Source organism: Cryobacterium sp. MDB1-18-1 (genome assembly GCF_004402735.1).
Taxonomy (GTDB): Bacteria; Actinomycetota; Actinomycetes; order Actinomycetales; family Microbacteriaceae; genus Cryobacterium; species Cryobacterium glucosi.
The window spans coordinates 20,434-44,628 of sequence record NZ_SOFR01000018.1 but is presented as its reverse complement, the minus strand read 5'-3'; the positions used below and the strand labels follow the sequence as shown (position 1 = coordinate 44,628).

General features: G+C 66.7%; 22 protein-coding genes. 13 read left to right on the top strand and 9 right to left on the bottom strand.

The genetic code is table 11. The features are described 5' to 3' along the window. Positions 1 to 55: 55 nt before the first annotated feature. Positions 56 to 2,605, bottom strand: a complete 2,550-nt coding sequence (locus tag E3O50_RS04545; RefSeq protein WP_134446527.1) for a DNA topoisomerase IV subunit A — start codon at positions 2,603 to 2,605, stop codon at positions 56 to 58. A 107-nt stretch (positions 2,606 to 2,712) separates the two neighbouring features. Between E3O50_RS04545 and E3O50_RS04540 the strand changes: the two genes are divergently transcribed. Further along, positions 2,713 to 3,876 carry an alkaline phosphatase family protein gene (locus E3O50_RS04540; RefSeq protein ID WP_134558411.1) on the top strand — a complete coding sequence of 388 codons (1,164 nt, stop codon included), beginning with the start codon at positions 2,713 to 2,715 and terminating at the stop codon, positions 3,874 to 3,876. A 72-nt stretch (positions 3,877 to 3,948) separates the two neighbouring features. On the opposite strand, the gene E3O50_RS04535 is transcribed toward E3O50_RS04540, so the two are convergent. Further along, positions 3,949 to 4,557 (bottom strand): DUF3043 domain-containing protein, encoded by a 609-nt coding sequence (locus tag E3O50_RS04535; RefSeq protein WP_134558410.1) that lies wholly within the window; start codon positions 4,555 to 4,557, stop codon positions 3,949 to 3,951. A gap of 37 nt (positions 4,558 to 4,594) precedes the next feature. On the opposite strand from E3O50_RS04535, the gene E3O50_RS04530 reads away from it, so the two are divergent. From E3O50_RS04530 to E3O50_RS04510, 5 genes are all read left to right on the top strand, one after another. Continuing rightward, positions 4,595 to 6,031, top strand: coding sequence for a dipeptidase (locus tag E3O50_RS04530; protein WP_134558409.1), 1,437 nt, complete (start codon positions 4,595 to 4,597; stop codon positions 6,029 to 6,031). Positions 6,032 to 6,143: 112 nt separating this feature from the next. Continuing rightward, entirely contained in the window at positions 6,144 to 6,500 is a 357-nt protein-coding gene (gene erpA / locus E3O50_RS04525) for an iron-sulfur cluster insertion protein ErpA (RefSeq protein ID WP_134446531.1), read from the top strand. A 163-nt stretch (positions 6,501 to 6,663) separates the two neighbouring features. Next, positions 6,664 to 7,551 carry a cytochrome c oxidase subunit II gene (coxB, locus tag E3O50_RS04520; RefSeq protein WP_166787268.1) on the top strand — a complete coding sequence of 296 codons (888 nt, stop codon included), beginning with the start codon at positions 6,664 to 6,666 and terminating at the stop codon, positions 7,549 to 7,551. A 3-nt stretch (positions 7,552 to 7,554) separates the two neighbouring features. Further along, a complete protein-coding gene (gene ctaD, locus E3O50_RS04515; RefSeq protein ID WP_134558408.1) occupies positions 7,555 to 9,297 on the top strand; it encodes a cytochrome c oxidase subunit I in 1,743 nt (580 codons plus the stop codon). Further along, a complete protein-coding gene (locus E3O50_RS04510) occupies positions 9,298 to 9,720 on the top strand; it encodes a cytochrome c oxidase subunit 4 (protein WP_134446534.1) in 423 nt (140 codons plus the stop codon). It begins immediately after the preceding gene. Positions 9,721 to 9,786: 66 nt separating this feature from the next. Here the strand turns inward: E3O50_RS04510 and E3O50_RS04505 are convergent, their stop codons facing one another. The 5 genes from E3O50_RS04505 to E3O50_RS04485 all read right to left on the bottom strand — a co-directional run bounded on the left by E3O50_RS04505 (position 9,787) and on the right by E3O50_RS04485 (position 15,056). Continuing rightward, positions 9,787 to 10,695, bottom strand: a complete 909-nt coding sequence (locus tag E3O50_RS04505) for a methyltransferase (RefSeq protein WP_134558407.1) — start codon at positions 10,693 to 10,695, stop codon at positions 9,787 to 9,789. Between the two features lie 52 nt (positions 10,696 to 10,747). Beyond that, a complete protein-coding gene (locus E3O50_RS04500; protein WP_174774585.1) occupies positions 10,748 to 12,364 on the bottom strand; it encodes a ubiquinol-cytochrome c reductase cytochrome b subunit in 1,617 nt (538 codons plus the stop codon). A 2-nt stretch (positions 12,365 to 12,366) separates the two neighbouring features. Then, positions 12,367 to 13,437, bottom strand: coding sequence for a Rieske 2Fe-2S domain-containing protein (locus E3O50_RS04495; RefSeq protein ID WP_134446536.1), 1,071 nt, complete (start codon positions 13,435 to 13,437; stop codon positions 12,367 to 12,369). Positions 13,438 to 13,530: 93 nt separating this feature from the next. After that, a complete protein-coding gene (locus E3O50_RS04490) occupies positions 13,531 to 14,343 on the bottom strand; it encodes a cytochrome c (RefSeq protein WP_134446537.1) in 813 nt (270 codons plus the stop codon). A 23-nt stretch (positions 14,344 to 14,366) separates the two neighbouring features. Further along, the gene (locus tag E3O50_RS04485; RefSeq protein WP_134446538.1) at positions 14,367 to 15,056 is read right to left on the bottom strand and encodes a heme-copper oxidase subunit III; all 690 of its coding nucleotides are present in this window, start codon (positions 15,054 to 15,056) and stop codon (positions 14,367 to 14,369) included. A gap of 85 nt (positions 15,057 to 15,141) precedes the next feature. Between E3O50_RS04485 and trpD the strand changes: the two genes are divergently transcribed. Then, on the top strand, positions 15,142 to 16,194 hold the full coding sequence (gene trpD, locus E3O50_RS04480) for an anthranilate phosphoribosyltransferase (protein WP_134558406.1): 1,053 nt from the start codon (positions 15,142 to 15,144) through the stop codon (positions 16,192 to 16,194). A gap of 123 nt (positions 16,195 to 16,317) precedes the next feature. On the opposite strand, the gene glpK is transcribed toward trpD, so the two are convergent. Both glpK and E3O50_RS04470 read right to left on the bottom strand, forming a co-directional pair. Continuing rightward, positions 16,318 to 17,832 carry a glycerol kinase GlpK gene (gene glpK / locus E3O50_RS04475; protein ID WP_134446540.1) on the bottom strand — a complete coding sequence of 505 codons (1,515 nt, stop codon included), beginning with the start codon at positions 17,830 to 17,832 and terminating at the stop codon, positions 16,318 to 16,320. A gap of 115 nt (positions 17,833 to 17,947) precedes the next feature. Next, on the bottom strand, positions 17,948 to 18,712 hold the full coding sequence (locus E3O50_RS04470; RefSeq protein ID WP_134446541.1) for an MIP/aquaporin family protein: 765 nt from the start codon (positions 18,710 to 18,712) through the stop codon (positions 17,948 to 17,950). 219 nt (positions 18,713 to 18,931) lie between these two features. Here E3O50_RS04470 and dhaK point away from each other — a divergent pair, with 219 nt between their 5' ends. The 6 genes from dhaK (at position 18,932) to E3O50_RS04445 (ending at position 24,195) form a co-directional block, all read left to right on the top strand. Further along, a complete protein-coding gene (gene dhaK / locus E3O50_RS04465; RefSeq protein WP_134446542.1) occupies positions 18,932 to 19,933 on the top strand; it encodes a dihydroxyacetone kinase subunit DhaK in 1,002 nt (333 codons plus the stop codon). A gap of 11 nt (positions 19,934 to 19,944) precedes the next feature. Then, on the top strand, positions 19,945 to 20,592 hold the full coding sequence (gene dhaL, locus E3O50_RS04460; RefSeq protein WP_134558405.1) for a dihydroxyacetone kinase subunit DhaL: 648 nt from the start codon (positions 19,945 to 19,947) through the stop codon (positions 20,590 to 20,592). Continuing rightward, the gene (gene dhaM, locus E3O50_RS04455; protein WP_166790606.1) at positions 20,585 to 21,325 is read left to right on the top strand and encodes a dihydroxyacetone kinase phosphoryl donor subunit DhaM; all 741 of its coding nucleotides are present in this window, start codon (positions 20,585 to 20,587) and stop codon (positions 21,323 to 21,325) included. The genes dhaL and dhaM overlap by 8 nt, the downstream gene beginning before the upstream one ends. An 86-nt stretch (positions 21,326 to 21,411) precedes the next feature. Then, positions 21,412 to 21,615 carry a hypothetical protein gene (locus tag E3O50_RS19060; protein ID WP_134446545.1) on the top strand — a complete coding sequence of 68 codons (204 nt, stop codon included), beginning with the start codon at positions 21,412 to 21,414 and terminating at the stop codon, positions 21,613 to 21,615. Positions 21,616 to 21,747: 132 nt separating this feature from the next. Beyond that, a complete protein-coding gene (locus E3O50_RS04450) occupies positions 21,748 to 22,908 on the top strand; it encodes a hypothetical protein (protein WP_134558404.1) in 1,161 nt (386 codons plus the stop codon). Between the two features lie 45 nt (positions 22,909 to 22,953). Then, on the top strand, positions 22,954 to 24,195 hold the full coding sequence (locus E3O50_RS04445; RefSeq protein ID WP_134558403.1) for a toxic anion resistance protein: 1,242 nt from the start codon (positions 22,954 to 22,956) through the stop codon (positions 24,193 to 24,195).

Here is a 24,195-nt window from a genome sequence, read left to right as displayed (position 1 = left end):
ACTGTAGCCGTCTGAGCCGGCCGCATGAGCCGGACGCATGAGCCGGCCGGCCGGTTCAGGCGATCCGGGCGCCGATCGTGCCGACCAGAGCTTCGAGCATCGTCCCAGAGGCATCCCGCCTGGCCCCGGTTTCCGGAAGGGTGCGCGGGGCTCCGTCCGGACCGACCGCGCGGGCGGGCATCGGACCGACCCACGCGACGGCGATGGCGTCTTCCCCCTTGAGGAAGCGGTGGGCGCGGACTCCGGACGTCGCCCGGCCCTTCGCGGGGAATTCGGTGAACTCGGAGACCTTGGCACTGCCGGGGTCCGTTCCGGCGAGGGTGTGGCTGGACGCTGCGACGGTGGCGACGACGGCCGTCTCCGCGTCGTCGGCCGCGAGACTCGTGAAGAACACGGCCCGGGCATCCGCTGCGAGTTTGATCCCGGCCATTCCGCCGGCAAGGCGGCCCTGGGGCCGCACCGATGCGGCCGGGAACCTCAAGAGCTGGGCGTCGGACGTGACGAAGACGAGCTCGTCGTCCTCCGTGCCCTGCTCGGCCCCGATGACGGAGTCCTTCGGCTTGAGCTGGATGATCTCGAAGTCAGGCCGGTTCGCCCAGTCGCCCGCGACGACGCGCTTGACGGTGCCGAAGGCGGTTCCGAGCGCGATGGAGCGGTCGGACTCGAGGGAAACGAGCGCGAGCACGGTCTCGGACCTGTCGGTCAGGCCCAGGTAGTCGGCCACGCGCACGCCGGCGCCGAGCTGGATGGATGTGGGCGGCATCACGGGCAGGTCGACCGGGGTGAACCGGATCAGCCTGCCGCGGCTCGTGACGGCGCCGACCTCTGCACGGCTCGTCGTGTCCAGGGTGGAGAGCACGGCGTCGTGCTTGCTGCGCCGCTGGGTGGGCACGGTCCTGGTCCGGGGCGCGGATGCCGCGTCACCGGTCTCCGTCGCGGCGTCTCCAGCCGGGAGGGCATCGGGATCGAAGGGGTCGTCAGCAGTGGGCTCGATGGCGGCGAGGTCGACCCTGGCGATGCGACCGGTGGCACTCAGGTAGACCCTGGTCGGCGTGTCGGTGAGTTCGAGCACCGGGGCGTTGCGTTTGGCGACGGCGCCGGCGATGCTCGGCTTGGCCTCGGTGAGGAGGGTGCGGCGCGGGGTGCCGAACTTCTCCGCCACGGCGGCGAGCTCGTCGGAGACGAGGGTGCGGATGGCCTGCTTGCTCCCGAGCAGTTCTTCGAGGAGGGCGATCTCGGCGAGGAGCTGGTCGCGTTCGGCCTCGAGTTCGATCTGGGAGAAGCGGGTGAGGCGGCGCAGACGGAGTTCGAGGATGTACTCGGCCTGGATGTGGCTCAGCTCGAAGACGTCGATCAGGCGCGTGCGGGCCTGCTCGGTGTCGTCGCTCGTGCGGATCACCTGGATGACCTCGTCGATGTCGACGATGGCGATGAGGAGGCCCTCGACGAGGTGCAGGCGTTCCGTGCGCCTGGCCAGGCGGTAGGCGCTGCGCCGGGTGACGACCTCGATCCGGTGGCCGACGTAGACGGACAGGAGCTCGCGCAGGCCGAGGGTCTGCGGTCCGCCGTCCACGAGGGCGACCGCGTTGATGTTGAAGGAATCCTCGAGGGGGGTGTAACGGTAGAGCTGTTCGAGAACGGCGAGGGGGCTGAAGCCGGTCTTGATGCCGATCACGAGCCGCAAGCCGTGGGTGCGGTCGGTGAGGTCTGTGACGTCGGAGATGCCGCTGAGCTTCTTGGAGGTGACGCCGTCCTTGATTTTCTCGATGACCCGCTCCGGGCCGACGAGATAGGGGAGCTCCGTCACGACGAGGCCCGATTTCCGGGCCGTGATGGCCTCGACGGAGACCTTGGCGCGGGTCTTGAAACTGCCGCGGCCCGTGAGGTAGGCATCCTTGATCCCCGAGAGACCGACGATCGTCCCCCCGGTCGGCAGGTCGGGTCCCGGCACGTATTCCATCAGCTCGTCGAGCGTCGCGTCGGGGTGCGCGAGCAGGTGCCGCGCCGCGCCGACGACCTCGATGAGGTTGTGCGGCGCCATGTTCGTCGCCATGCCGACGGCGATGCCCGCGGCCCCGTTGACGAGCAGGTTCGGGTACGCGGCAGGGAGCACATCCGGCTGGGTCAGCTGGTTGTCGTAGTTCGGGACGAAGTCAACGACGTCCTCGTCGAGGTTTTCCGTCATGGCGAGGGCGGGGGCTGCGAGGCGCGCCTCGGTGTACCGCGGCGCGGCGGGGCCGTCGTCGAGGGACCCGAAGTTGCCGTGGCCGTCGATGAGGGGAACGCGGAGGGTGAAGGCCTGGGCCATCCGCACGAGCGCGTCGTAGATCGCGGTGTCACCGTGCGGGTGCAGCTTCCCCATGACTTCGCCGACGACGCGCGCCGACTTCACGTGGCCCTTGTCCGGACGCAGGCCCATCTCGGCCATCTGGTAGAGGATCCGGCGCTGCACGGGCTTGAGCCCGTCCCTCGCGTCGGGGAGGGCGCGGGAATAGATCACCGAGTACGCGTACTCCAGGAACGATCCCTGCATCTCCGTCGAGACATCGACGTCCTCGATGCGTTCGGTGAATGCTGCGGGCGGGGTAGCGGGTGTGCGACTCATTCGTGAATTCTGCTTGGGGTGCTCCGGTGGCAGGACCAGCGGCACGATCGGGTGGGCGCGCAGGCTGCGCGCCAGTGCAGGGCCGTGTCCATGACAGACTTGACCCAATGCCCCCCATGCTACCGGCCCGCCAATTCAGTGCGCTGCGCCTTGCCGACGTCCTGTCAAGTTGCCACGCTGCGGTCCTCGGCCGGGAGAATGCGCTTGCCCTCGCCGCTGTCGACAAGGCCGTCGTCGTGCTCGTCGACGGCCTCGGCGTCAGCTCGCTGCGGGCACGGGCAGGCCACGCCCGGTACCTCATGTCGAAACTGACCAGGGCCGGGGTCGTCGATACGGTCTTCCCCGCCACGACCGCCGCAGCGATCACGAGCCTGACCACCGGGGTCGAACCCGGTCGGCACGGGATCGTCGGCTACCGGGCCCTCGACGCCGCCAACGACAGGGTCGTCAACCAGCTGAGTGGCTGGGACGAACGGATGCCGCCGGAAACGTGGCAGCGGACCCGTACCGTCTTCGAACGCGCCGCCGATGACGGTGTGCCGAGTTTCACCATCGGCCCGAAGCGCTACGCCCACTCCGGATTCACCCTCGCGTCCCTCCGTGGTGCGCACTACGTGCCGGCGGAGAGCATCTCCGATCGGTTCGCGGCGGCCCGTGCCCTGCTGGACACCGAGTCGCGCGCCCTCGTCTACCTGTACGTGCCCGAACTCGACGTCGCCGCACACGCGCACGGCTGGGAGTCCGCGAAATGGCTCGCGGCCCTCGAGGCCCTCGACTCCGCCGCCGGGCGCTTCGCTGCCGGTATGCATCGGGACGAGGGGCTCATCGTCACCGCAGACCACGGCGTCCTCGACGTCCCCGCCACGAAACACGTGCTCTTCGACAGCGTTCCCGAACTCGTCGCGCCGGTGCGGCACATCGGGGGAGACCCGCGCTGCCTCTACCTGTACCTCGACGAGTCCCGCGGCGACGCCGGAACGTCCGCATCAGAGGCGGCGACCACGCTGGCCGAAACCTGGCGCGAGGTCGAGGGCGACCGGGCGTGGATCTTCACGCGTGCGGAGGCGGTCACGGCCGGACTCTTCGGCAGGGTCGATGACGAAGTGCTGCCCAGGATCGGCGATGTGATCGTGGCCGCGCGGAAGGCCGTCGCATACTACGACTCCCGCGAGCCGAACCAGTCCGCCCGGTCGATGATCGGCCAGCACGGGTCGCTCACGGACGAGGAACTGCGCGTCCCCGTGATCCGCGACGGTGCCTTCGGCGCGTAGCCGCGGCTTCCGCCCGGGGGAACACCTCAGGCCCGCCCCCGGGGGGGACGGGCCTGAGGGAGAGCCTGATGCTCAGGAGGGGTACTGGCCGCGCTTGACCTGGGGCTTCGGAAGCCGCATTGCTCGCAGCTGGAGCGCGCGCATCGCCGCATACCAGCGCACGCGCTCCGCCTTCGCGTCGCCGAACTTCGCTTTGACCTTCCGGGTGAGGGTGAAGCCGAGCACGGTGCAGTCCACGACGGCGATCAGGAAGAAGGCCCAGAGCGCGAGGATCCCGTAGGTCTGCACGTTACGGTCGGGGAAGAACGTGAGGAGGATGACGAGGAACATCACCGGGATCATGAACTCGCCGATGTTCACCCGGGCGTCCACGTAGTCGCGCACGAAGCGCTTCTGCGGGCCGCGCTCGCGGACGGGGAGGAACTTGTCCTCACCGGCGGCCATGCCGATCCTGGCCCTGTCGCGGGTCTCCGCGGACTTGGCACGTGCCTGGCGTGCCGCGAGCTTGCGGTCGTCCGGCACGAGGGGGCGCCGGTTGGCGGCCTCCTGCTCCTTACGGCTCGGCGTCGGCTGGCCCTTCCCTTCCGGGTGGCCGGCGGGGTGGGCGGCGGCGAGGCGCGCCCTCGTCTCGTCGATCGATTCAATCGGCGATTGTGCGTCTGGGTTCACTGGCTTGGCCACATCAGTTCCTTGCAATTAGTTGGATTAAGATTACCTGATGACCGTTACTCCAGATACTGCACCCGAAGCCGGGATCGCGGACGCGCCCATGCGCGCCGCGGTCGAGGCCGCCCTCCCCGCCACGATTGCCGACCTGTGCGCCCTCGTGCGCATCCCGTCCGTGTCCTGGGACGCGTTCGATCCGGCCAGGGTGGCGGAAAGCGCGGAGGCCGTCGCCGCCCTGGTGCGGGGGCTCAACGTCTTCGACGAGGTTGTCGTGACCCGGTCGGGAATTCCCGGCACCGCGGAACTGGGCCAGCCTGCCGTGCTCGCCCACCGGCCGGCCCGCAACGGCCGACCCACCGTCCTGCTCTATGCCCACCACGATGTGCAGCCCCCCGGCCACGACATCGACTGGGAATCCACCCCGTTCGAGCCGACCGTTCGCGGGGATCGGCTCTACGGAAGAGGCGCAGCGGACGACAAGGCAGGGGTGATGGCGCACGTAGCGTCGATCCGGGCACTCGCCGAGACGGCCGGCCCCGACTTCGACCTCGGAATCGCCGTGTTCATCGAGGGTGAGGAGGAGTTCGGCAGTCGCTCGTTCGCGGCATTCCTCGAGGACAACCGGGAGTCGCTCCGCGCCGACGTCATCGTCGTCGCCGACTCCAACAATTGGGACGTGGACACCCCCGCCCTCACGGTCGCCCTGCGGGGCAACGTCACCTTCCGACTGACCGTGCGCACTCTCGACCACGCCTCCCACTCCGGAATGTACGGGGGAGCGGTGCCCGACGCCATGATGGCGACTGTGCGCCTTCTCGCGAGCCTCTACGCGGAAGACGGCTCCGTGGCCGTCGACGGGCTCACGAGTCGGGACGTCCCCGCACCCGAATACACCGAGGAACAGCTGCGCCTGGAAACCGGCCTCCTCGATGGTGCGACGCCCATCGGCCACGGCCCGCTGCTCAGCAGGCTCTGGTCCCAGCCCGCCATCACGATCACAGGCATCGACGCCCCGAGCGTCGCGAACGCGTCGAACACCCTGTCCCCGGTCGTGAGCGTGCGTCTCAGCACCCGGATCGCACCAGGACAGCCCGCTGCTGAGGCTTACCAGGCCCTCGAGGCGCACCTGCGCGCCCACGTCCCGTACGGGGCGAGCATCACCATCGACGACGTCGACACCGGCGAGGCGTTCCTCGTCGACGACAGCGGCTGGGCCGTGCCGCTCGCGCTCGGTGCGATGACGGATGCCTGGGGCAAGCCCCCGGTCAACGTCGGCATCGGCGGCTCCATTCCGTTCATCTCGGACCTCGTGCGGGTGTTCCCGGAGGCCCAGATCCTCGTCACGGGTGTCGAAGACCCCGATTCCCGGGCGCACAGCCCCAACGAGTCCCTCCACCTGGGCGTGTTCAAACGGGCAGTCCTCGCCGAGGCGTTCCTGCTCGACCGGCTCAACCGCCGCACCGGGACTCTGGAGGCCCCCACCCGATGAACCCATCAGCCCCGGTCAGAGACGAGAGACCGGCAGGCGGGAATTACTGCGGCGGACTCACCGTTGCTGCAGGTAGAATCTGTCAGAATTCGAGCACAGCGCAAGGAGCGTCATGACCGACACCATCACAACCAGCACCGCCGCCCACGGAGTGGGCCTGAGCGAGGCCGCAGCGCTGAAGGTACGAAGCCTGCTCGCCCAGGAGGGCCGTGAGGACCTGCGCCTCCGCGTCGCCGTCCAGCCCGGCGGCTGCTCCGGCCTCATCTACCAGCTCTACTTCGACGAGCGTGTGCTCGACGGTGACGCGCTCGTCGACTTCGACGGTGTCGAGGTCGTCGTCGACAAAATGAGCGTTCCGTACCTGGACGGGGCCTCGATCGACTTCGAGGACACCATCCAGAAGCAGGGCTTCACCATCGACAACCCCAATGCCGGCGGCAGCTGCGCCTGCGGGGACTCGTTCAGCTAGGGAACCACAGACGATGCCGGGCGGGCCGCCCGGCATCTTGGCGTGGATTCGTTACCGGATCAGCGCCTGCGCTGCACCCCGAAGCGCATCCCGCGCAGTAGGCTGTCATTCACACAGAGGCACTTCCGATGAAGTGATGTCGAGACTCCCCGAAAGGTTACTGGTGCGCAAAAACCACCGTCTCCGATGGGCTGCAATTCCGATCGCAGCGTCGTTGGTCATTGTTCTAGCGGGGTGCACCCAAGCCCAGCTCCACGGCTTCCTGCCCGGCTTCGTCGAGGGCGAACCGGCGGTGACGAACCAGACCGACCGCGTCGCCGGACTCTGGACGACATCCTGGATCGTGCTCCTGATCGTCGGCCTGATCACCTGGGGCCTGACAATCTGGGCCGTGATCGTCTACCGGCGCCGCAAGGGCCAGACCGGACTTCCGGTCCAGCTGCGGTACAACATGCCGATCGAGATCTTCTACACGATCGTTCCTCTCATCCTCGTCATCGGTTTCTTCGCATTCACCGCGAGGGACCAGGCCGCCATCGAGGCCCGCTTCGACTCACCGGACGTGAAGATCGAGGTCATCGGCAAGCAGTGGGCCTGGGACTTCAACTACGTCAACGAGAACGTCTACTCCGCCGGCATCCAGGGCCAGCCGAACCTCGACGGGCCCAAGGGCTCGCTCGTCGAAGCCGAGTTGCCGACGCTCGTCCTCCCGGTGGGCAAGAAGGTCGAACTCGCGCTCGAATCCCGCGACGTCATCCACTCCTTCTGGGTCATCGACTTCCTCTACAAGAAGGACATGATCCCGGGGAAGACCAACTACATGTCGGTCATCCCTGAACGGATCGGCACCTATTCCGGCAAGTGCGCCGAGCTGTGCGGTGAGTACCACTCGCTCATGCTCTTCAACGTCAAGGTCGTGTCAGAGGCCGACTACGAGGCGTACACGGCCTCGCTCAAGGCCGCGGGCAACTCCGGGCAACTCGACAACGGGTACAACCGCAACCAGAATCTTCCGGGCACGTCCGCCCCGGCGGTAGAGGAAGGCAAGTAGGCCATGACCACAACCGCACCCGCAGCACCCGCGACGCCGGCCGCCCCGGCCGCTACCCGTCGTCCCACGGGCGTCGAGCGCAAGGGCAACGTCCTCGTCCGCTGGATCACCTCCACCGACCACAAGGTGATCGGGTACATGTACCTCATCACCTCCTTCGTCTACTTCTGCCTCGCCGGCGTGATGGCGCTCGTCATCCGCGCGCAGCTCTTCGAGCCCGGCCTCGAGGTCGTGCAGACCAAGGAGCAGTACAACCAGCTCTTCACGATGCATGGAACGATCATGCTGCTGATGTTCGCGACGCCGTTGTTCTTCGGCTTCGCGAACTCGCTGATGCCCCTGCAGATCGGCGCTCCTGACGTCGCCTTCCCGCGCCTCAACGCCTTCTCGTTCTGGGCATTCTTCTTCGGCAGCCTCATCGCCGTCGGCGGGTTCCTGACGCCGCAGGGAGCAGCATCCTTCGGCTGGTTCGCCTACCAACCGCTCGCGAGCACGACCTTCTCGCCCGGCGTCGGCGGAAACCTGTGGATGGTGGGCCTGGGACTGTCCGGTTTCGGCACCATTCTCGGCGCGGTGAACTTCATCACGACCATCATCACGATGCGCGCCCCCGGCATGACCATGTTCCGGATGCCGATCTTCACCTGGAACACGCTCGTCACCTCGCTGCTGGTCCTGATGGCGTTCCCGGTGCTCGCCGCGGCCCTCCTTGCAGCGGCCTCTGACCGCATCTTCCTCTCGCACATCTACGACCCGGGCAACGGCGGTGCCATCCTCTGGCAGCACCTGTTCTGGTTCTTCGGCCACCCCGAGGTGTACATCATCGCGCTGCCGTTCTTCGGCATCGTCTCCGAGGTGTTCCCGGTCTTCAGCCGCAAGCCGATCTTCGGGTACAAGACGCTCATCTACGCGACCATTTCGATCGCCGCCCTGTCGGTGGCGGTCTGGGCCCACCACATGTACGTGACCGGTTCGGTGCTGCTGCCGTTCTTCTCGCTCATGACGATGCTCATCGCGGTTCCGACCGGTGTGAAGATCTTCAACTGGATCGGCACGATGTGGCGGGGGTCCCTGACCTTCGAGACGCCGATGCTGTGGGCGCTCGGCTTCCTCGTCACCTTCACGTTCGGCGGGCTCACCGGTGTCATCCTCGCCTCGCCGCCGCTCGACTTCCACGTCTCCGACACGTACTTCGTCGTGGCGCACTTCCACTACGTCATCTTCGGAACCGTCGTGTTCGCCATGTTCAGCGGCTTCTACTTCTGGTGGCCGAAGTGGACGGGCAAGATGCTCAACGAGAGCCTCGGCAAGTGGCACTTCTGGTTCCTGTTCATCGGATTCCACACCACCTTCCTCGTGCAGCACTGGCTCGGAGTGGTCGGCATGCCGCGCCGCTACGCCTCGTACTCTCCGGAGGACGGCTTCACCTGGATGAACCAGCTGTCCACCATCGGGTCGATGATCCTCGCCGTCTCGATGATCCCGTTCTTCCTGAACGTGTACATCACTGCCCGCAAGGCGCCGAAGGTCACGGTCAACGACCCGTGGGGCTTCGGAGCCTCCCTCGAGTGGGCCACGTCGTGCCCGCCGCCGCGGCACAACTTCACGTCGATTCCGCGCATCCGCTCGGAGCGGCCGGCCTTCGACCTCAACCACCCCGAGGTCGCCATGCCGGTCGGGATCGGGCCGGGCAAGGACGCGCCCGATGCCCCCGTCTACGACGCCGCAACGAACGAGGTCAAATAAATGAGGGCAAACACCAACCTGCTCTGGCTGCTCGCGGGCTTCTTCGCCCTCGTCACGGTCGCGTACATCGTCTGGGGTCTCGTCGACCCGCACCAGCACAGCATCGAATGGGCGGGGACCTTCGCCCTGGCACTGAGCTCCGTGTTCGTGAGCTTCGTCGCCTTCTACCTGTCCCGGGTGCACGGCGCTCAGGGTGGAGAGCTTCCAGAGGACCGCCTCGACGCCAACGTCGACGACGGCGATCCCGAAGTCGGCTTCTTCAGCCCGTGGAGCTGGTGGCCCATCCTCCTCGCCGCGAGTGCTGCGTTGCTTTTCCTCGGCCTCGCAATCGGGTTCTGGATCTCGATCATCGCGGTCGGCATCGGCGTGATCTGCCTCATCGGCTGGGTCTACGAGTACTACCGCGGTAACTTCGCGCGCTAGCCGGTCCGCGAAAGCGGGTGAGCAGTTGGTCTCGATTCCTGAGACGGCGGCTCACCCGCTTTCGCGTTAATGGGTGAGAGCGTGCAGGGCGCGGCGCCGGAAGCCGAGCACGTCGAAGGAGAACGTCACGGGACTGCGGGAAGGCCAGCGGCCTGCGATGGCCTCCGTCCCGGTGTGATGTGCCGACGGGCCCATGCCGATCAGGACGGCAACGGCGTCCGCGCCGAGGTCGTGACGACTGGTGACCCTGATCCGGGTCTCCAGGGCGAACCAGGGCTGCAGGGAGTCCCTGAGTTCCTCGGCTTTGTTCGGCGGGATATCGAGGGCCAGTCCGGCATCCCTGAGCTCGCGAAGATGGTCGTCGTGGGGAACGACGACGGCGAGGAGACCCCTGTCGCGCAGCACGCGATGGAATTCGGCCGGGTTCCGCGGTGCGAAGACGTTCAGGAGGGCATCGGCGACTCCGGTCCGCACCGGAAGGTCGGCCCAGACGTCGGCGACGAGCCCGTCCACGTGCGGCGGTTCAGGGAGCCTGCCGCCTGAGGCTGCAGCATGTTCGTGCCCAGGCGCGGCGACGGTGCGGGCAGCGGCCACAGTTCGGGCCACGGCGACGGGGGAGAGGTCCATTCCGAGGTATCCGGCGGTCGGACAGGCTTCGGTCACTCCGCGGAGGTAGTACCCGGTGCCACAGCCGATGTCGAGCACCCGAGCGGGCTGTTCCGCTGCGATGAGCGTCGTGACGGCCGTGCGCAGGTCTTCGTACCAGCCGGCTTCGAGGAAGGCCTCACGCGCGTCGAGCATCGCGGCGCTGTCACCGACCACGTGGCTGCGCCCGCCCAGGAGCGACAGATAGCCGCGCCGGTTGGCGTCGAAGGAATGCCCGGAAGCACACCGCAGCACGAGGCCGCCGTTCGCCGCGAGGGGCGACAAACAGTTCGGGCACCGAAGCCACTCCGACAGGGTCTGGAGGGACATCGATGCCCGATCTGTTCATGTTGTGTTGTGTTGAATGTGGAACTACCGCTGCTTAGTGGTGGTCTCCGTGGCTCTGCTCGAGCTCCGTCGTGGTGACCGGAACAATCCGGTCCTCGAAGAACCAGCGAGAGAGTCCGCCGCGCAGGCGCTGGCCGGTCGTGATCTTGCCCTGGTCGTTCGGGCGGATCATCAGCGGCTTGTAGTCCGAGTAGCTCACGAGCTTCCAGCGCTCGTACTCGTCGACGGGCTGGTGCACCTCGATGTACTCGCCACCGGGCAGGCGGACGATCCGGCCGGATTCGTAACCGTGCAGGACGATCTCGCGATCCTTCTTCTGCAGCGCGAGGCAGACTCGCTTGGCGACGAAGAACGCGATGAACGGTCCGACGATCGTGGCGAACTGACAGGCGTGGATGACGCCCTCCATCGTCACGTGGAAGTGCGTGGCGATGATGTCCGAGGATGCGGTCGACCAGAGCGCGGCGTAGAACGTCACGCCGGCCGCGCCGATCGCCGTGCGGGTCGGGGCGTTGCGCGGGCGATCGAGGATGTGGTGCTCGCGCTTGTCCCCGGTGACCCAGGCCTCGATGAAGGGGTAGATCAACACGACCAGGATGAAGAGTCCGAGGCTGATCAGAGGGATCAGGATGTTGAACGACCAGGTGCGATCGAGCCAGACGAACTCGAGTCCCGGCGGAATCAGGCGCAGGGCCCCGTCGGCAAAGCCGATGTACCAGTCCGGCTGGGTACCCGCCGAGACGGGGGAGGGGTCATAGGGTCCGTAGTTCCAGATCGGGTTGATCGTGAACAGTGAGGCGATCAGCATCACGACACCGAAGACGATGAAGAAGAACCCGCCGGCCTTGGCGGCATAGACCGGGAGGACCGGGTAGCCGACGACGTTCTGGTTCGTGCGTCCGGCACCGGGGTACTGGGTGTGCTTGTGCACGACGACGAAGAGCAGGTGCATCGCGATGAGGGCGATGATGATCGCGGGCAGCAGCAGGATGTGGAGCGAGTAGAGCCGACCCACGATCGCCTCGCCCGGGAACTCGCCGCCGAAGAGCAGGAAGGAGATCCAGGTTCCGATCAGCGGGATGCCCTTGACCATTCCGTCGATGATCCGCAGGCCGTTGCCGGAGAGCAGATCGTCGGGGAGGGAATATCCGGTGAAGCCCTCTGCCATCGCGAGGATGAACAGGATGAAGCCGATGACCCAGTTGAGTTCGCGGGGCTTGCGGAACGCACCCGTGAAGTAGATCCGGAGCATGTGCAGGCCGATGGACGCCACGAACAGCAGCGCAGCCCAGTGGTGCACCTGGCGCATCAGGAGGCCGCCGCGGATGTCGAAGGAGATATTGAGCGACGAGGACATCGCCGCCGACATTTCGACGCCCTTGAGCGGAACGTACGAGCCTTCGTAGTGGACGGGTGCCATCGAGGCGCTGAAGAAGAACGTCAGGAACGTCCCGGACAGCAGGATGATGACGAAGCTGTAGAGGGCAACCTCACCGAGGAGGAAGGACCAGTGGTCTGGAAAGATCTTCCTGCCGAGTTCCTTCACCGCGGTGGAGATGCTCGTGCGCTCGTCGATGTAGTTCGCCGCCGCGCCCGTGAAGCCGCCGTTGGTTTTCGTCGTCTCGACCACGCCTGTGGTCGTTTTCGTGATACTCAATGCCGCTCCCAGAAACTCGGTCCGACGGGTTCAGTGAAATCGCTCTGCGCAATGAGGTAGCCCTCAGAGTCTACGGCGATGGGCAGCTGGGGGAGCGGCCGCTTGGCCGGCCCGAAGATGACCTCGCAGTGGTTCGACACGTCGAACTGTGACTGGTGGCACGGGCAGAGCAGGTGGTGGGTCTGCTGTTCGTAAAGGGCGACGGGGCAGCCGACATGGGTGCAGATCTTGGAATACGCGACGATGCCGTCGTACGACCAGCCTGCACGCTCGGGGAGTTCGTTGAGGTCCTCGGGCTTGAGGCGCATCAGCAGCACGGCCGCCTTGGCCTTCTCTTCCAGACGACCGCTCGGCAGGTCCTGCAGACCCTCCGGAATGACGTGGAAGGCGGAGCCGAGGGTGACGTCCGAGGCCTTGATCGGTGTGCCGGTCGGGTCGATCGCCAGCCGGGTCCCCTTCGTCCACATCGTGTGGGTGAGCAGCTCGGAAGGGTTCTCGTTCATCGGGCCGAGGCCGCGGAAGAGCACGACCGCGGGAAGGGGGAAGGCGATGAGCGCGCCGATCAGGCTGTTCCGGATGAGGCTGCGTCGTCCGATCCCGGATTCCTCGTTGGCTTCGGCGAAGATTTCGACCGCCCTGGCCCTCGTCTCGTCTGAGCCGCGGACGGGGTGCCGGACATCGATGCCTTCGTGGTCGCTCATCAGCGCCTTGCCCCAGTGGACGGCGCCGATGCCGATCGCCAGGAGCGCGAGGGCCAGACCGAGGCCGATGAAGAGATTGTTCAGCCGCACGGAACCCGGGTCGGTTTCCACGATCGGGAACGCCATGTACGCGGCGATAGCAAAAACGCTGCCGACGATCGAGAGGTAGAAGAGCGTGTACACCGTGCGCTCGGCACGGCGCTCGGCGCTCGGGTTCAGGTCGGTGACGCGGGGGCGGTGCGGCGGGAATCCGGGGTTGTCCACGGCGTCGCGCACGACAACGGCCGTGCCGGCGTTCGCGGGGTCGTGCCCGGCGCCGGAGTCAGCAGCGGTGAGGTCCTTCCCGCTGTTATCGTCCGTGGCCATTGTGCTCCTTTGTCTGCTGTGTGTCGTGCAGTTGTGTGCTGAGCAGGTGTGTCTGCTGCATGATTCTGATTCCGCGCCCTGTTCGGATGCGGGTCAGTTCGATTTTGCGGTGATCCACACCGTCAACCCGACGATCGCGCCGAGTCCGAAGATCCAGAGGAACAGTCCTTCGGAAACCGGACCGAGCGAGCCGAGGGCGTATCCGCCCGGGGACGGGTTGTTCTCGAGGTACTTGAGGTACGTGATGATGTCGCGTTTGCTCTCCGGTGAGATGTTCATGTCGTTGAAGACCGGCATGCTCTGCGGTCCCGTGATCATGGCCTCATAGATGTGCTGGGCGGAGACGCCGTCGAGTGCGGGTGCGAACTTGCCCTCCGTGAGGGCGCCTCCGGCGCCTGCGACGTTGTGGCACATCGCGCAGTTGATGCGGAAGAGCTCGGCGCCCTTGGCGGAATCGCCCTGCGCGTCGAGGTACCGCGCATCCGGGATGGCCGGCCCGGGGGCGAGGGAGGCGACGTATGCGGCGAGGGCTGCGATCTGTTCGTCCGTGAACACGACGGCCTTCTTCTCAGCCTGAGGCCCGTCCATCTGCATGGGCATCCGGCCGGTGCCGACCTGGAAATCGACGGATGCCGCACCGACACCGATGAGGCTCGGGCCGGATCCGGTTCCCGCGGCGCCGAGGCCGTGGCAGGTGGCGCAGTTGCTCGCGAAAAGCTTCTGGCCCTCTCCGATGGTCTGCTGAGACGAGGCATCCGTCTGGGCACTCGCGGTGCTCGTGCTGAACAGCGCATAGGCGCCGCCCGTGAAGAGGAGGCCGATGGCGATCAGGGCGACACTGGCAAGTGGGCTGCGGCGGCCGGACTTGCGCACGCGGGCCGGCTTGGGGGTGTTGGTCTTGGTCATTCTGAGGTGTCCGCTCCGGATCTCTATTTGAGGACGTAAATGACGAGGAAGAGGCCGATCCAGACGACATCGACGAAGTGCCAGTAGTACGAGACGACGATGGCGCTCGTCGCCTCCTTGTGACCGAAGTTCTTGACCGCGAACCCGCGGCCGATGACGAGGAGGAAGGCGATCAGGCCGGCCGTGACGTGGATGCCGTGGAAGCCGGTGGTGAGGTAGAACGCCGATCCGTATGCGTTGCTCTGCAGCGAAACGCCCTCGGAGACCAGGGTGGCGTACTCCCAGATCTGCCCGGAAACGAAGACGGCGCCGAGGGCGTACGTCAGGAAGAACCACTCGACCATGCCCCACTGGCTGGGCTTCCAGCCCGTTGAGCGGGCCTGGAGACGCTCCGCGGCGAACACGCCGAACTGGCAGGTGATCGACGAGGAGACGAGGATCAGGGTGTTCACGAGTGCGTAGGGAAAATTGTGCTTCTCGGCTTCGAATTGCCAGAGTTCCGGCGATGTCGACCGGAGCGTGAAGTAGATGGCGAACAGGCCCGCGAAGAACATGACTTCGCTGCCCAGCCACACAATGGTGCCGACAGCAACGCTGTTGGGCCGATTAACCACGGGCGCTGTGGCTGAATAAGTTATCGAAGGGCTCGTCACTCGTCCATTATGGCCGATTTCGCAGCCGGGGTGCGCACCATGCGGACGCGGGTGCGTCATTTACCCAAAAGGTGACCAGATTGGAACGAAAGCGCCGCTGGAGCAGATTCGGAACGCGGGAGCCGATGCGCTTAAGATCGGTTTCATGCTCGAAATCCAGTCCTGGCCCAATGTCCTCAGCGCCCTGCTCAGTGGAGAGGACCTGAGTGTCTCCGATGCGGCGTGGAGCATGGAGCAGGTGATGCAGGGGCACGCGACCCAGGCCCAGATCGCCGGGTTCCTCGTCGCCTTGCGCGCCAAGGGGGAGACCGTCGACGAGATCGTCGGTTTTCGTGACGCCATCCTCGAGCATGCCGTCGCCCTCCCGGTCAACCCGATGGCGCTCGATATCGTCGGCACCGGCGGTGACCGTTTCGGCACCGTCAACATTTCGACGATGGCTTCGATCGTCTGTGCCGGCGCGGGCGTTCCGGTGATCAAGCACGGGAACAGGGCCGCGAGTTCGGCATCGGGCGCCTCGGACGTGCTCTCGGCGCTGGGCATCGACCTGACCCTCTCCGCCGAGAAGGTCGCCGAGATCCTCGAGGCGACCGGGATCACCTTCGCCTATGCGGCGGCATTCCACCCAGGATTCCGTCACGCCGGACCGGTCAGGGCCGAGCTGGGCATCCCGACGGTGTTCAACTACCTCGGCCCGCTCTGCAACCCGGCGCGTCCGGAAGCCTCCGCTGTCGGTGTCGCCGGACTCGACCGGGTACCGCTCATCGTCGGTGTCTTCCAGACCCGCGGAGCTGCCGCGCTCGTCTTCCGCGGGGACGACGGTCTCGATGAACTCACGACGACCGGTCACAGTCACGTCTGGGAGGTCTCCCGGGGACTCGTGACCGAGCATGACATCGACCCGCGCGAGCTCGGCATCCGCCGCGCCTCGATGAGCGAACTCCTCGGCGGCGATCCGGCGCACAACGCGGAGGTCGTGCACCAGACGCTCGCCGGACAGGCGGGCGCCGTGCGCGACATCGTGCTCCTCAACGCAGCGGCCGGTCTTGTCGCCTTCGATCTTGCGAAGAATCCGGTGCCCGCGCAGTCGAGCATCCTCGACCGATTCCGCGACAAGCTGGCCGTGGCAGCGGAATCCATCGATTCAGGGGCCGCTACGGCCAAACTCGCCGAATGGGTCGCGGCCAGCCGCGCCTAGCCAGCCTGCCGGCACCGATTCGACGGAGATTCTGGTGGGAAAGCGCCTGAGACGCGCTCCCGCGTGTGTGGAACCCGGAATCTCCGTCGAATCGGTTGGTTGTGCGGCAGCGAGTTGTGCGGCTTAGAGCACGTCCTCGTCGACCCAGCCGAAGGTCTTCGTGACGGCCTTCTTCCAGTTGCGCAGCTGCCGGTCGCGCTCGGCGACCGTCATCTGCGGCGTCCAGCGGCTGTCCTCCTGCCAGTTGGCGCGGAGCTCGTCGAGGTCGCTCCAGAAGCCGACCGCGAGGCCGGCCGCGTATGCGGCACCGAGCGCCGTGGTCTCCGCGACGACGGGCCGGACGACGGGCACGCCGAGGATGTCGGCCTGGAACTGCATGAGCGTGTTGTTGGCGATCATGCCGCCGTCGACCTTGATCTCGGTGAGCGGGACCCCGGAGTCGGCGTTGACGGCGTCGATCACCTCCCGGGTCTGGAACGCGGTCGCCTCGAGGGCCGCCCTGGCGATGTGACCCTTGTTCACGAACCGGGTCAGCCCGACGAGGGCGCCCCGGGCGTCCGAACGCCAGTACGGCGCGAACAGCCCGGAGAACGCCGGCACGAAGTAGGCGCCGCCGTTGTCGTCGACGGACTTCGCGAGCGTCTCGACCTCTTCGGAGGAACTGATCATGCCGAGGTTGTCGCGCAGCCACTGCACGAGCGCGCCGGTGACGGCGATCGAGCCCTCGAGCGCGTAGTGCGGTTCGGCGTCGCCGAGCTTGTAGCCCAGGGTCGTGAGCAGCCCGTTCTTCGAGTGCACGATCTCGGTGCCGGTGTTGAAGATCAGGAAGTTACCGGTGCCGTAGGTGTTCTTGGCCTCGCCCTGGTCGAACGCGGCCTGGCCGAACGTCGCGGCCTGCTGGTCGCCGAGGATGCCCGCGATCGGCACCTCGCGAAGCAGGCTGTGTTCGTTGACCGTTCCGTAGACTTCGGAGGAGGACCGGATCTCGGGCAGCATCGACCGGGGCACGTCGAAGGCGGCGAGGATGTCGTCGTCCCACTGCAGGGTCTCGAGGTCCATGAACAGCGTGCGGCTCGCGTTGGTGACGTCGGTCGCGTGCACGCCGCCCTCGAGGCCGCCGGTGAGGTTCCAGAGCACCCACGAGTCCGTCGTGCCGAACATCAGCTCGCCGGCATCCGCCTTGGCCCTGGCGCCTTCGACGTTCTCGAGGATCCAGACGATCTTCGTGCCCGAGAAGTACGTGGCGAGCGGCAGGCCGACCTGCTTCTTGAAGCGCTCCACGCCCCCGTCGGCGGCGAGGCGGTCGACGATGGGCTGGGTACGGGTGTCCTGCCAGACGATCGCGTTGTAGACGGGGAGCCCGGTGGTGCGGTCCCAGACCACGGCGGTCTCGCGCTGGTTGGTGATGCCGACGGCGGCGATGTCGTGCCGGGTCAGGTTCGCCTTGGACAGGGCCTGCCCGATGACCTCACGGGTGTTGTTCCAGATCTCCATCGGGTCGTGCTCGACCCAGCCGGCCTGGGGGAAGATCTGCTCGTGCTCGAGTTGTCCGGTCGAGACGATCGAACCGGCCTTGTCGAAGATGATCGCCCGCGAACTCGTGGTGCCCTGGTCGATGGCGATGACGTATTGGGCCATGGAATACCTCCTTGTATTGTTCTGACACGTTGTGCTGAGACGTACTGACTACTGATGGACATGCAGAAGCCGACCGGTCGGTCCTGGTTGGGGAACCGGCCGGTCGGCAGGCGCACTAGGTGAGAATGGGCAGGAGAGCGTACGAAGCCCATCCGGCGAGGACGCCGCCGATGACGGGGCCGACGACCGGCACCCAGGAGTACGCCCAGTCGGACGAGCCCTTGCCCTTGATCGGCAGGATGAAGTGCGCGATGCGCGGTCCGAGGTCACGGGCCGGGTTGATCGCATACCCGGTCGGGCCACCGAGCGAGGTGCCGATCACGATGACGAGCAGGGCCACCGGCAGGGCGCCCAGGGCCGCGAGGCCGCCGGACGTGCCCTGGCGACCGCCGCCGAAGGCGATCACGACGAAGACCAGAACGAAGGTGCCGATGATCTCGGTGACGAGGTTCCAGCCGTAGGAGCGGATGGCCGGACCGGTCGAGAAGACGCCGAGCTTGTTCGCCGGGTTCGGTTCCTGGTCGAAGTGCTGCTTGTAGGCGAGCCAGCAGAACACGGCCCCGATGATGGCGCCGAGGAACTGAGCCGCGATGTAGACGAGCACCGACAGGAAGTTCACCGGGACCCCGGAGCCGAACTCGGTCGCGCCCGATGCGACGAGGCCGAGGGTGACGGCGGGGTTCAGGTGCGCACCTGAGTTGTACGCCACGATGACGCCGGAGAAGACGGCGAAACCCCACCCGATGGTGACCATCAGGAAGCCGCCGCCGAGACCTTTGTTCTTGGCCAGGGCGACGTTGGCTACGACACCGGTACCGAGGAGGACGAGCATCGCGGTGCCCACGACCTCCGACAAAAATACGACTCCAATATTGTCCACGTTGACCTTCCTAGGTAGGGCTCGAGCGCTGAACAGTCTGGCCGCGGTGAGCGACTGGCAACACCATAGCGCGCTGGTATCCCGAGCGAAATGGGCAGGTCGAGGCGTGGTTCGTCCCTTACTTCCCCGGCTACCTGCGCGTAGGTTAAGGACAGCTCCGTATCGAATCGCACGATGCGACGCCGACCGATCGTCACCATCCGACCCGAAGGAAGAGTCATGAAAAAGCTCGTCAATGATCCCAAGAACGTTGTCGATGAGGCCGTGGCCGGCTTTGCAGCCGCGCACGGCGACATCGTGCGCGTATCCAGCGACCCTACTTTCATCGTCCGCGCCGATGCCCCGGTGTCGGGCAAGGTCGGCCTGGTCAGCGGAGGCGGAAGCGGCCATGAGCCGTTGCACGGCGGATTCGTCGGCGTCGGCATGCTCGACGCCGCCGTGCCAGGCGCGGTCTTCACCTCGCCGACCCCCGATCCCATCCTCGCGGCGACGCAGGCGGTCAACGGCGGCGCAGGGGTGCTGCACATCGTGAAGAACTACACCGGCGACGTCCTCAATTTCGAGACGGCTGCCGACCTGGCCCTCGCGGATGGGATCGAGGTCCGCACGGTCATCGTCAATGACGACGTCGCCGTGAAGGATTCGCTGTACACCGCCGGACGTCGCGGAGTCGCAGGGACGGTCCTCGTCGAGAAGATCGCCGGAGCTGCGGCCGAACGCGGCGACGACCTCGCCTCCGTTGCCGCCGTCGCGGAGAAGGTGATCGGGCAGGTGCGCACGATGGGTGTGGCGCTGACGCCGTGTGTCGTCCCGCACGCGGGAGAACCGAGCTTCACCCTCGCAGAGGACGAGATCGAAATCGGCATCGGCATCCACGGCGAGCCGGGCCGGGAGCGGATCAAGCTCGAACCCGCAGACGCCATCGTCGACCGTCTCCTCGGACCGATTCTGGAGGACATCCCGTTCGTGAGCGGGGATTCGGTGCTCCTCCTCGTCAACGGCATGGGCGGCACTCCCCAGATCGAGCTCTATATCGTCTTCCGGAGGGCCGCCGAGGTCCTTGCTGCCAAGGGGATCACTGTCACGCGGACGTTGGTCGGGAATTTCACCACCTCCCTCGAAATGCAGGGCATGTCCATCACGGTTCTCAAGCTCGATGACGAGCTCACCGCGCTCTGGGATGCGCCGGTGCAGACTGCGGCGCTACGGTGGGGACGGTAGAAGGAGATTCCATGAATCTGAGTGTCACCTGGGCTGAAGCCTGGATCCGGCAGTGTGTGGACGTTATCGCTGAGCATCGTGTGGAGCTGATCACCCTCGACAGGGACATCGGCGACGGCGACCACGGCGAGAACATGGACCGTGGTTTCCAGGCGGTGCTGGGGAAACTCGACACCCTCCCGGCAGACGCCGTTCCCGGCGACGTCCTCAAACTCGTCGCGACGACACTCATTTCCACGGTGGGCGGTGCCGCGGGGCCGCTCTACGGAACGGCTTTCCTGAAGGCGGCCGTCGCCGTGGCGGGGAAGCCGGACCTGGACGGTGCCGCGGTCGTCGCACTGCTGACGGCGGCACGCGACGGAATCGTGCTCAGGGGCAAGGCGGAGAGCGGCGACAAGACCATGGTCGACGCCTGGACGCCCGCTGTGAACGCTGCAGCGGCCGCGGAACGCGCCGGAGCGACGCCCGTCGCCATCCTCGTCGAGGCCGCGGATGCTGCGGAGGCCGGCGCGGTTGCGACGGAGCCGCTCATCGCGCACAAGGGACGCGCGAGTTACCTCGGCGAACGCGCCATCGGGCATCGCGATCCGGGTGCCCAGTCCAGTGCCCTGCTTCTGCGTGCTGCCGCCGACACCGCCGAGCAGGTTGCGGATGAGTGATTCAGAACCCGCCGTCCCCGCCGTGCTCGTCGGCCTTGTCTTCGTGTCGCACAGCTCGCTGATCGCGAGGGGAGTCGTCGATCTCGCCCGCCAGATGGCTCCGACCGTACGGATGCTGCCGGCGGGCGGCACCGACGACGACCGGATCGGAACGAGCTTCGCCAAGGTGGCGGCGGGCATCGAGGCCGCAGAAGCAGGCAGGGGAGTCGTCGTGCTTTGCGACCTCGGCTCCGCAATCCTGACGGCGGAATCAGCGCTCGATTTCCTCGATGACGACACTCGATCCCGGGTCGTCATCGTCGACGCACCCCTTGTCGAGGGCGCCGTCGCCGCCGCCGTCGCCGCACAGATCGGTGGCGACCTGCCTGCCGTGGAGTCTGCGGCCCGGTCGGCTGGGGCAGCGTACTCGGGTGCGCCCTCGGCCCAGGCGCCGGTCCCGGCCGCAGATGCCGGGTCCGGTCAGTCGGGGGCCGACACGACGGTGATGAGGACGGTGACCCTGATCAACGCTGACGGCCTGCACGCCCGGCCCGCCGCGGAGTTCGTGACCCTCGCCGCGACGCTCGGCGTTCCGGTCACGGTCAATGGCCGCGATGCCGCGAGCCTGCTGGCCATCATGGGCCTCGGGTTGACCCGGGGCGCACGGGTTGAACTCTCGGCAAGCGGTGCCGGCGCGGCCGCGGCGGTCGACGCCCTTGCCACACTCCTCGAATCGGGGTTCGGCGAGGCCTGAGAGTCCCGGGGGAGCCAGCGGCACGGCGGAAGATCGCGCCGGGAAATTTCGGCTCATACCGACCCGATTGGTTCTATGCTGGCCGCATGATCCAGGACACCACAGTGCCGTGCCCCGTGTGCGGCCATGCCATGAGTGAACACACGATCGTGCACGGCGTGCACGACACGATCCTGAACTGTCCGGTGCCCCATCCGGGCGCCTGGGACAGGGACGCATTCGAACCGGTGAACGAGTTCGGCATGGTCACCCACCAGCACCCTGCGGAGGACCCTCCCGTTCACGGCTGAATTCTCCTGCTCCGCACCTGCAACGGCTGGTCAGCGTACGAGTTCACCAAGAATTTCCCCGGATGCCCTATTGTCTGCAGTGCAGATCTCCTGCACAACGTCGTCCCACCTAATCCAGACGGTATCCATCGAATGAGCGCCACAGCCAAGCGTGTGATCGGGCTCGTCCTCGCGGGCGTGCTCGTCGTCGGCGTGGTCATCGTCGTGGTCGGCGGTCGCCTGTTCGGAGCACCGACAGGGACGGCTCCGGTGACCACGGACCTCGCTGTCGTCCACGGGGTCATCGGCTCGGAGAAGAAGCCGTTCTTCGACGACCCGGCCGTCCGGGCGGTCTTCGCCGAGAAGGGCCTCGACGTCGAGGTCGTGACGGCGGGATCACGCCAGATCGCCACATCCGTCGACCTCACCGGAGTCGATTTCGTGTTCCCGTCCTCCGCGCCCGCCGCCGAGAAGATCCGGCGCGAAGCCGGGGCGCGCAGCGTGTTCTCACCGTTCTACTCGCCGCTCGCCATCGCGACCTTCACGCCGATCGTGACCCTCCTGCAGTCCGCGGGGATCGCGAACCAGGACGCCGCGGGCACCTGGCACCTGAACGTCGCGGAATACCTCAAGGCCGTCGCCGCGGGAACCCGCTGGAATCAGCTCCCCGGTGCGGCGGCGAGCTACAACAGCTCCCGTTCGATCCTGATCTCCAGCACGGACATCCGCCAGTCGAACTCAGCGGCCATGTACCTTGCGATCGCGTCCTACGTCGCCAACGGGAACAGCGTCATCAGCTCCGCCGACGCGGAGGCCGCCGTCATCGACCCGATGGCCGCACTCTTCCTCGAGCAGGGCTTTTCGGCCTCCTCCTCCGAGGCACCATTCGAGGACTACCTCTCCCAGGGAATCGGCTCGAAACCGCTCGTGATGGTCTACGAGGCACAGTTCCTCGGCCGGCAGATGAGCGTCACCGGCCGCAGTGCCATCACCCCTGACATGGTCCTGATGTATCCGGACCCGACCGTGCTCTCCAAACACACGGTGGTCCCGCTGACCGAGCAGGGAACCCAGGTCGGCGAACTCCTCCAATCCGACCCCCGCCTCGCCCGGCTCGCGGCGCAGTACGGGTTCCGGCCTGCCGACCCGGCCGTGTTCACGGCAGCCCTCGCCGGCAACGGCCTCGAGGCGCCCGCAAGCCCCGTCAACGTCATCGACCCGCCGAGCTACGAGACGCTCGAGGCGATGATCACGACCATCAGCGGGCGGTACGACACCCCTCTTGCCTCACCAGACGCCAACGTCGACAAATGACCCGACGAACACCCGCCGAACGATCCCCGGAGACCAAGGAGCACCATGGCAGACTCATCCCTCGATCTGAGCACTCCCACACCGGGCGAGAGGCCGGCCGCCGCTGCAACGACAGCACCGCGCGTCGACACCGGACTTGTGCTCGTGCCGCCGAACGCTGTCCCGGACATCGGTGGCACCCAGGCCAGCGCGATGATGCCGATCGACGACGCCCGCACTGAGGAACTCGCCGGACGAGCCAGGGCCTTCGTCGCCGACCTCATCGACCGCGATCCCTCGGCCCCGGAATTCCAGAAGAAGATCTCGGACGTGGCCCAGATGGGCCGGGACGAGATCCGGGCCGCGTCCGAGGTCAGCAACCGGATGCTCCAGCGCCCGGTCGCAGCGCTTGCCGCCGCGCGCGGAAAAGGCGACGAGGCCGACGCGCAACGGCGCGTCGCCAGCACACTCGTCGAACTGCGCGGAACGATCGAAGACCTTGACCCGTCCAGGGCCGACGGCGGGGTCGCCCAGTTCCTCCTGAACCTGATCCCGTTCCGGGACAAGCTCCGCAGCTATTTCGCCCGGTACGCCTCCGCACAGAGCCAGCTCAACAAGATCATCCACTCGCTTCAGAACGGCCAGGACGCCCTTCTCAAGGACAATGCGGCGGTCGAGGGGGAAAAGGTGCGGCTCTGGGAGACGATGAATCGCCTGCAGGAGTACGCCCTCCTCACGAGCGCCCTCGACACCCAACTGGTGGAACAGATCGACACGGTCAGGACGACCGACCCGGCCAGGGCCGACGCGCTCACGAGCGATCTCCTCTTCACGATCCGACAGAAGCACCAGGACCTGCTCACCCAGCTCGCCGTGAGCGCCCAGGGCTACCTCGCCCTCGACGTCGTGCGGAAGAACAACGTCGAACTCATCAAGGGCGTCGAACGGGCAACGACGACGACCATATCCGCCCTGCGCACGGCCGTGATCGTGGCACAGGCACTGGCCAACCAGAAGCTCGTCCTCGACCAGATCACCGCCCTCAACACGACGACCTCGAACCTGATCGTCTCGACCTCGCAGATGCTCAAGACCCAGTCTGTCGCCATCAGCGAGCAGTCGGCATCCGCCACCATCAGCCTCGAATCGTTGGAAACGGCCTTCCAGAACATCTACGAGACCATGGACGCCCTGGACAGCTACAAGCTCAAGGCGGTCGCGACGATGGCCCAGACGGTCGACACCCTTCAGACCCGCCTGGCCGAGGCAACCGCATACCTCGAGCGAGCCCGGCCGGAAGCTCGCTGA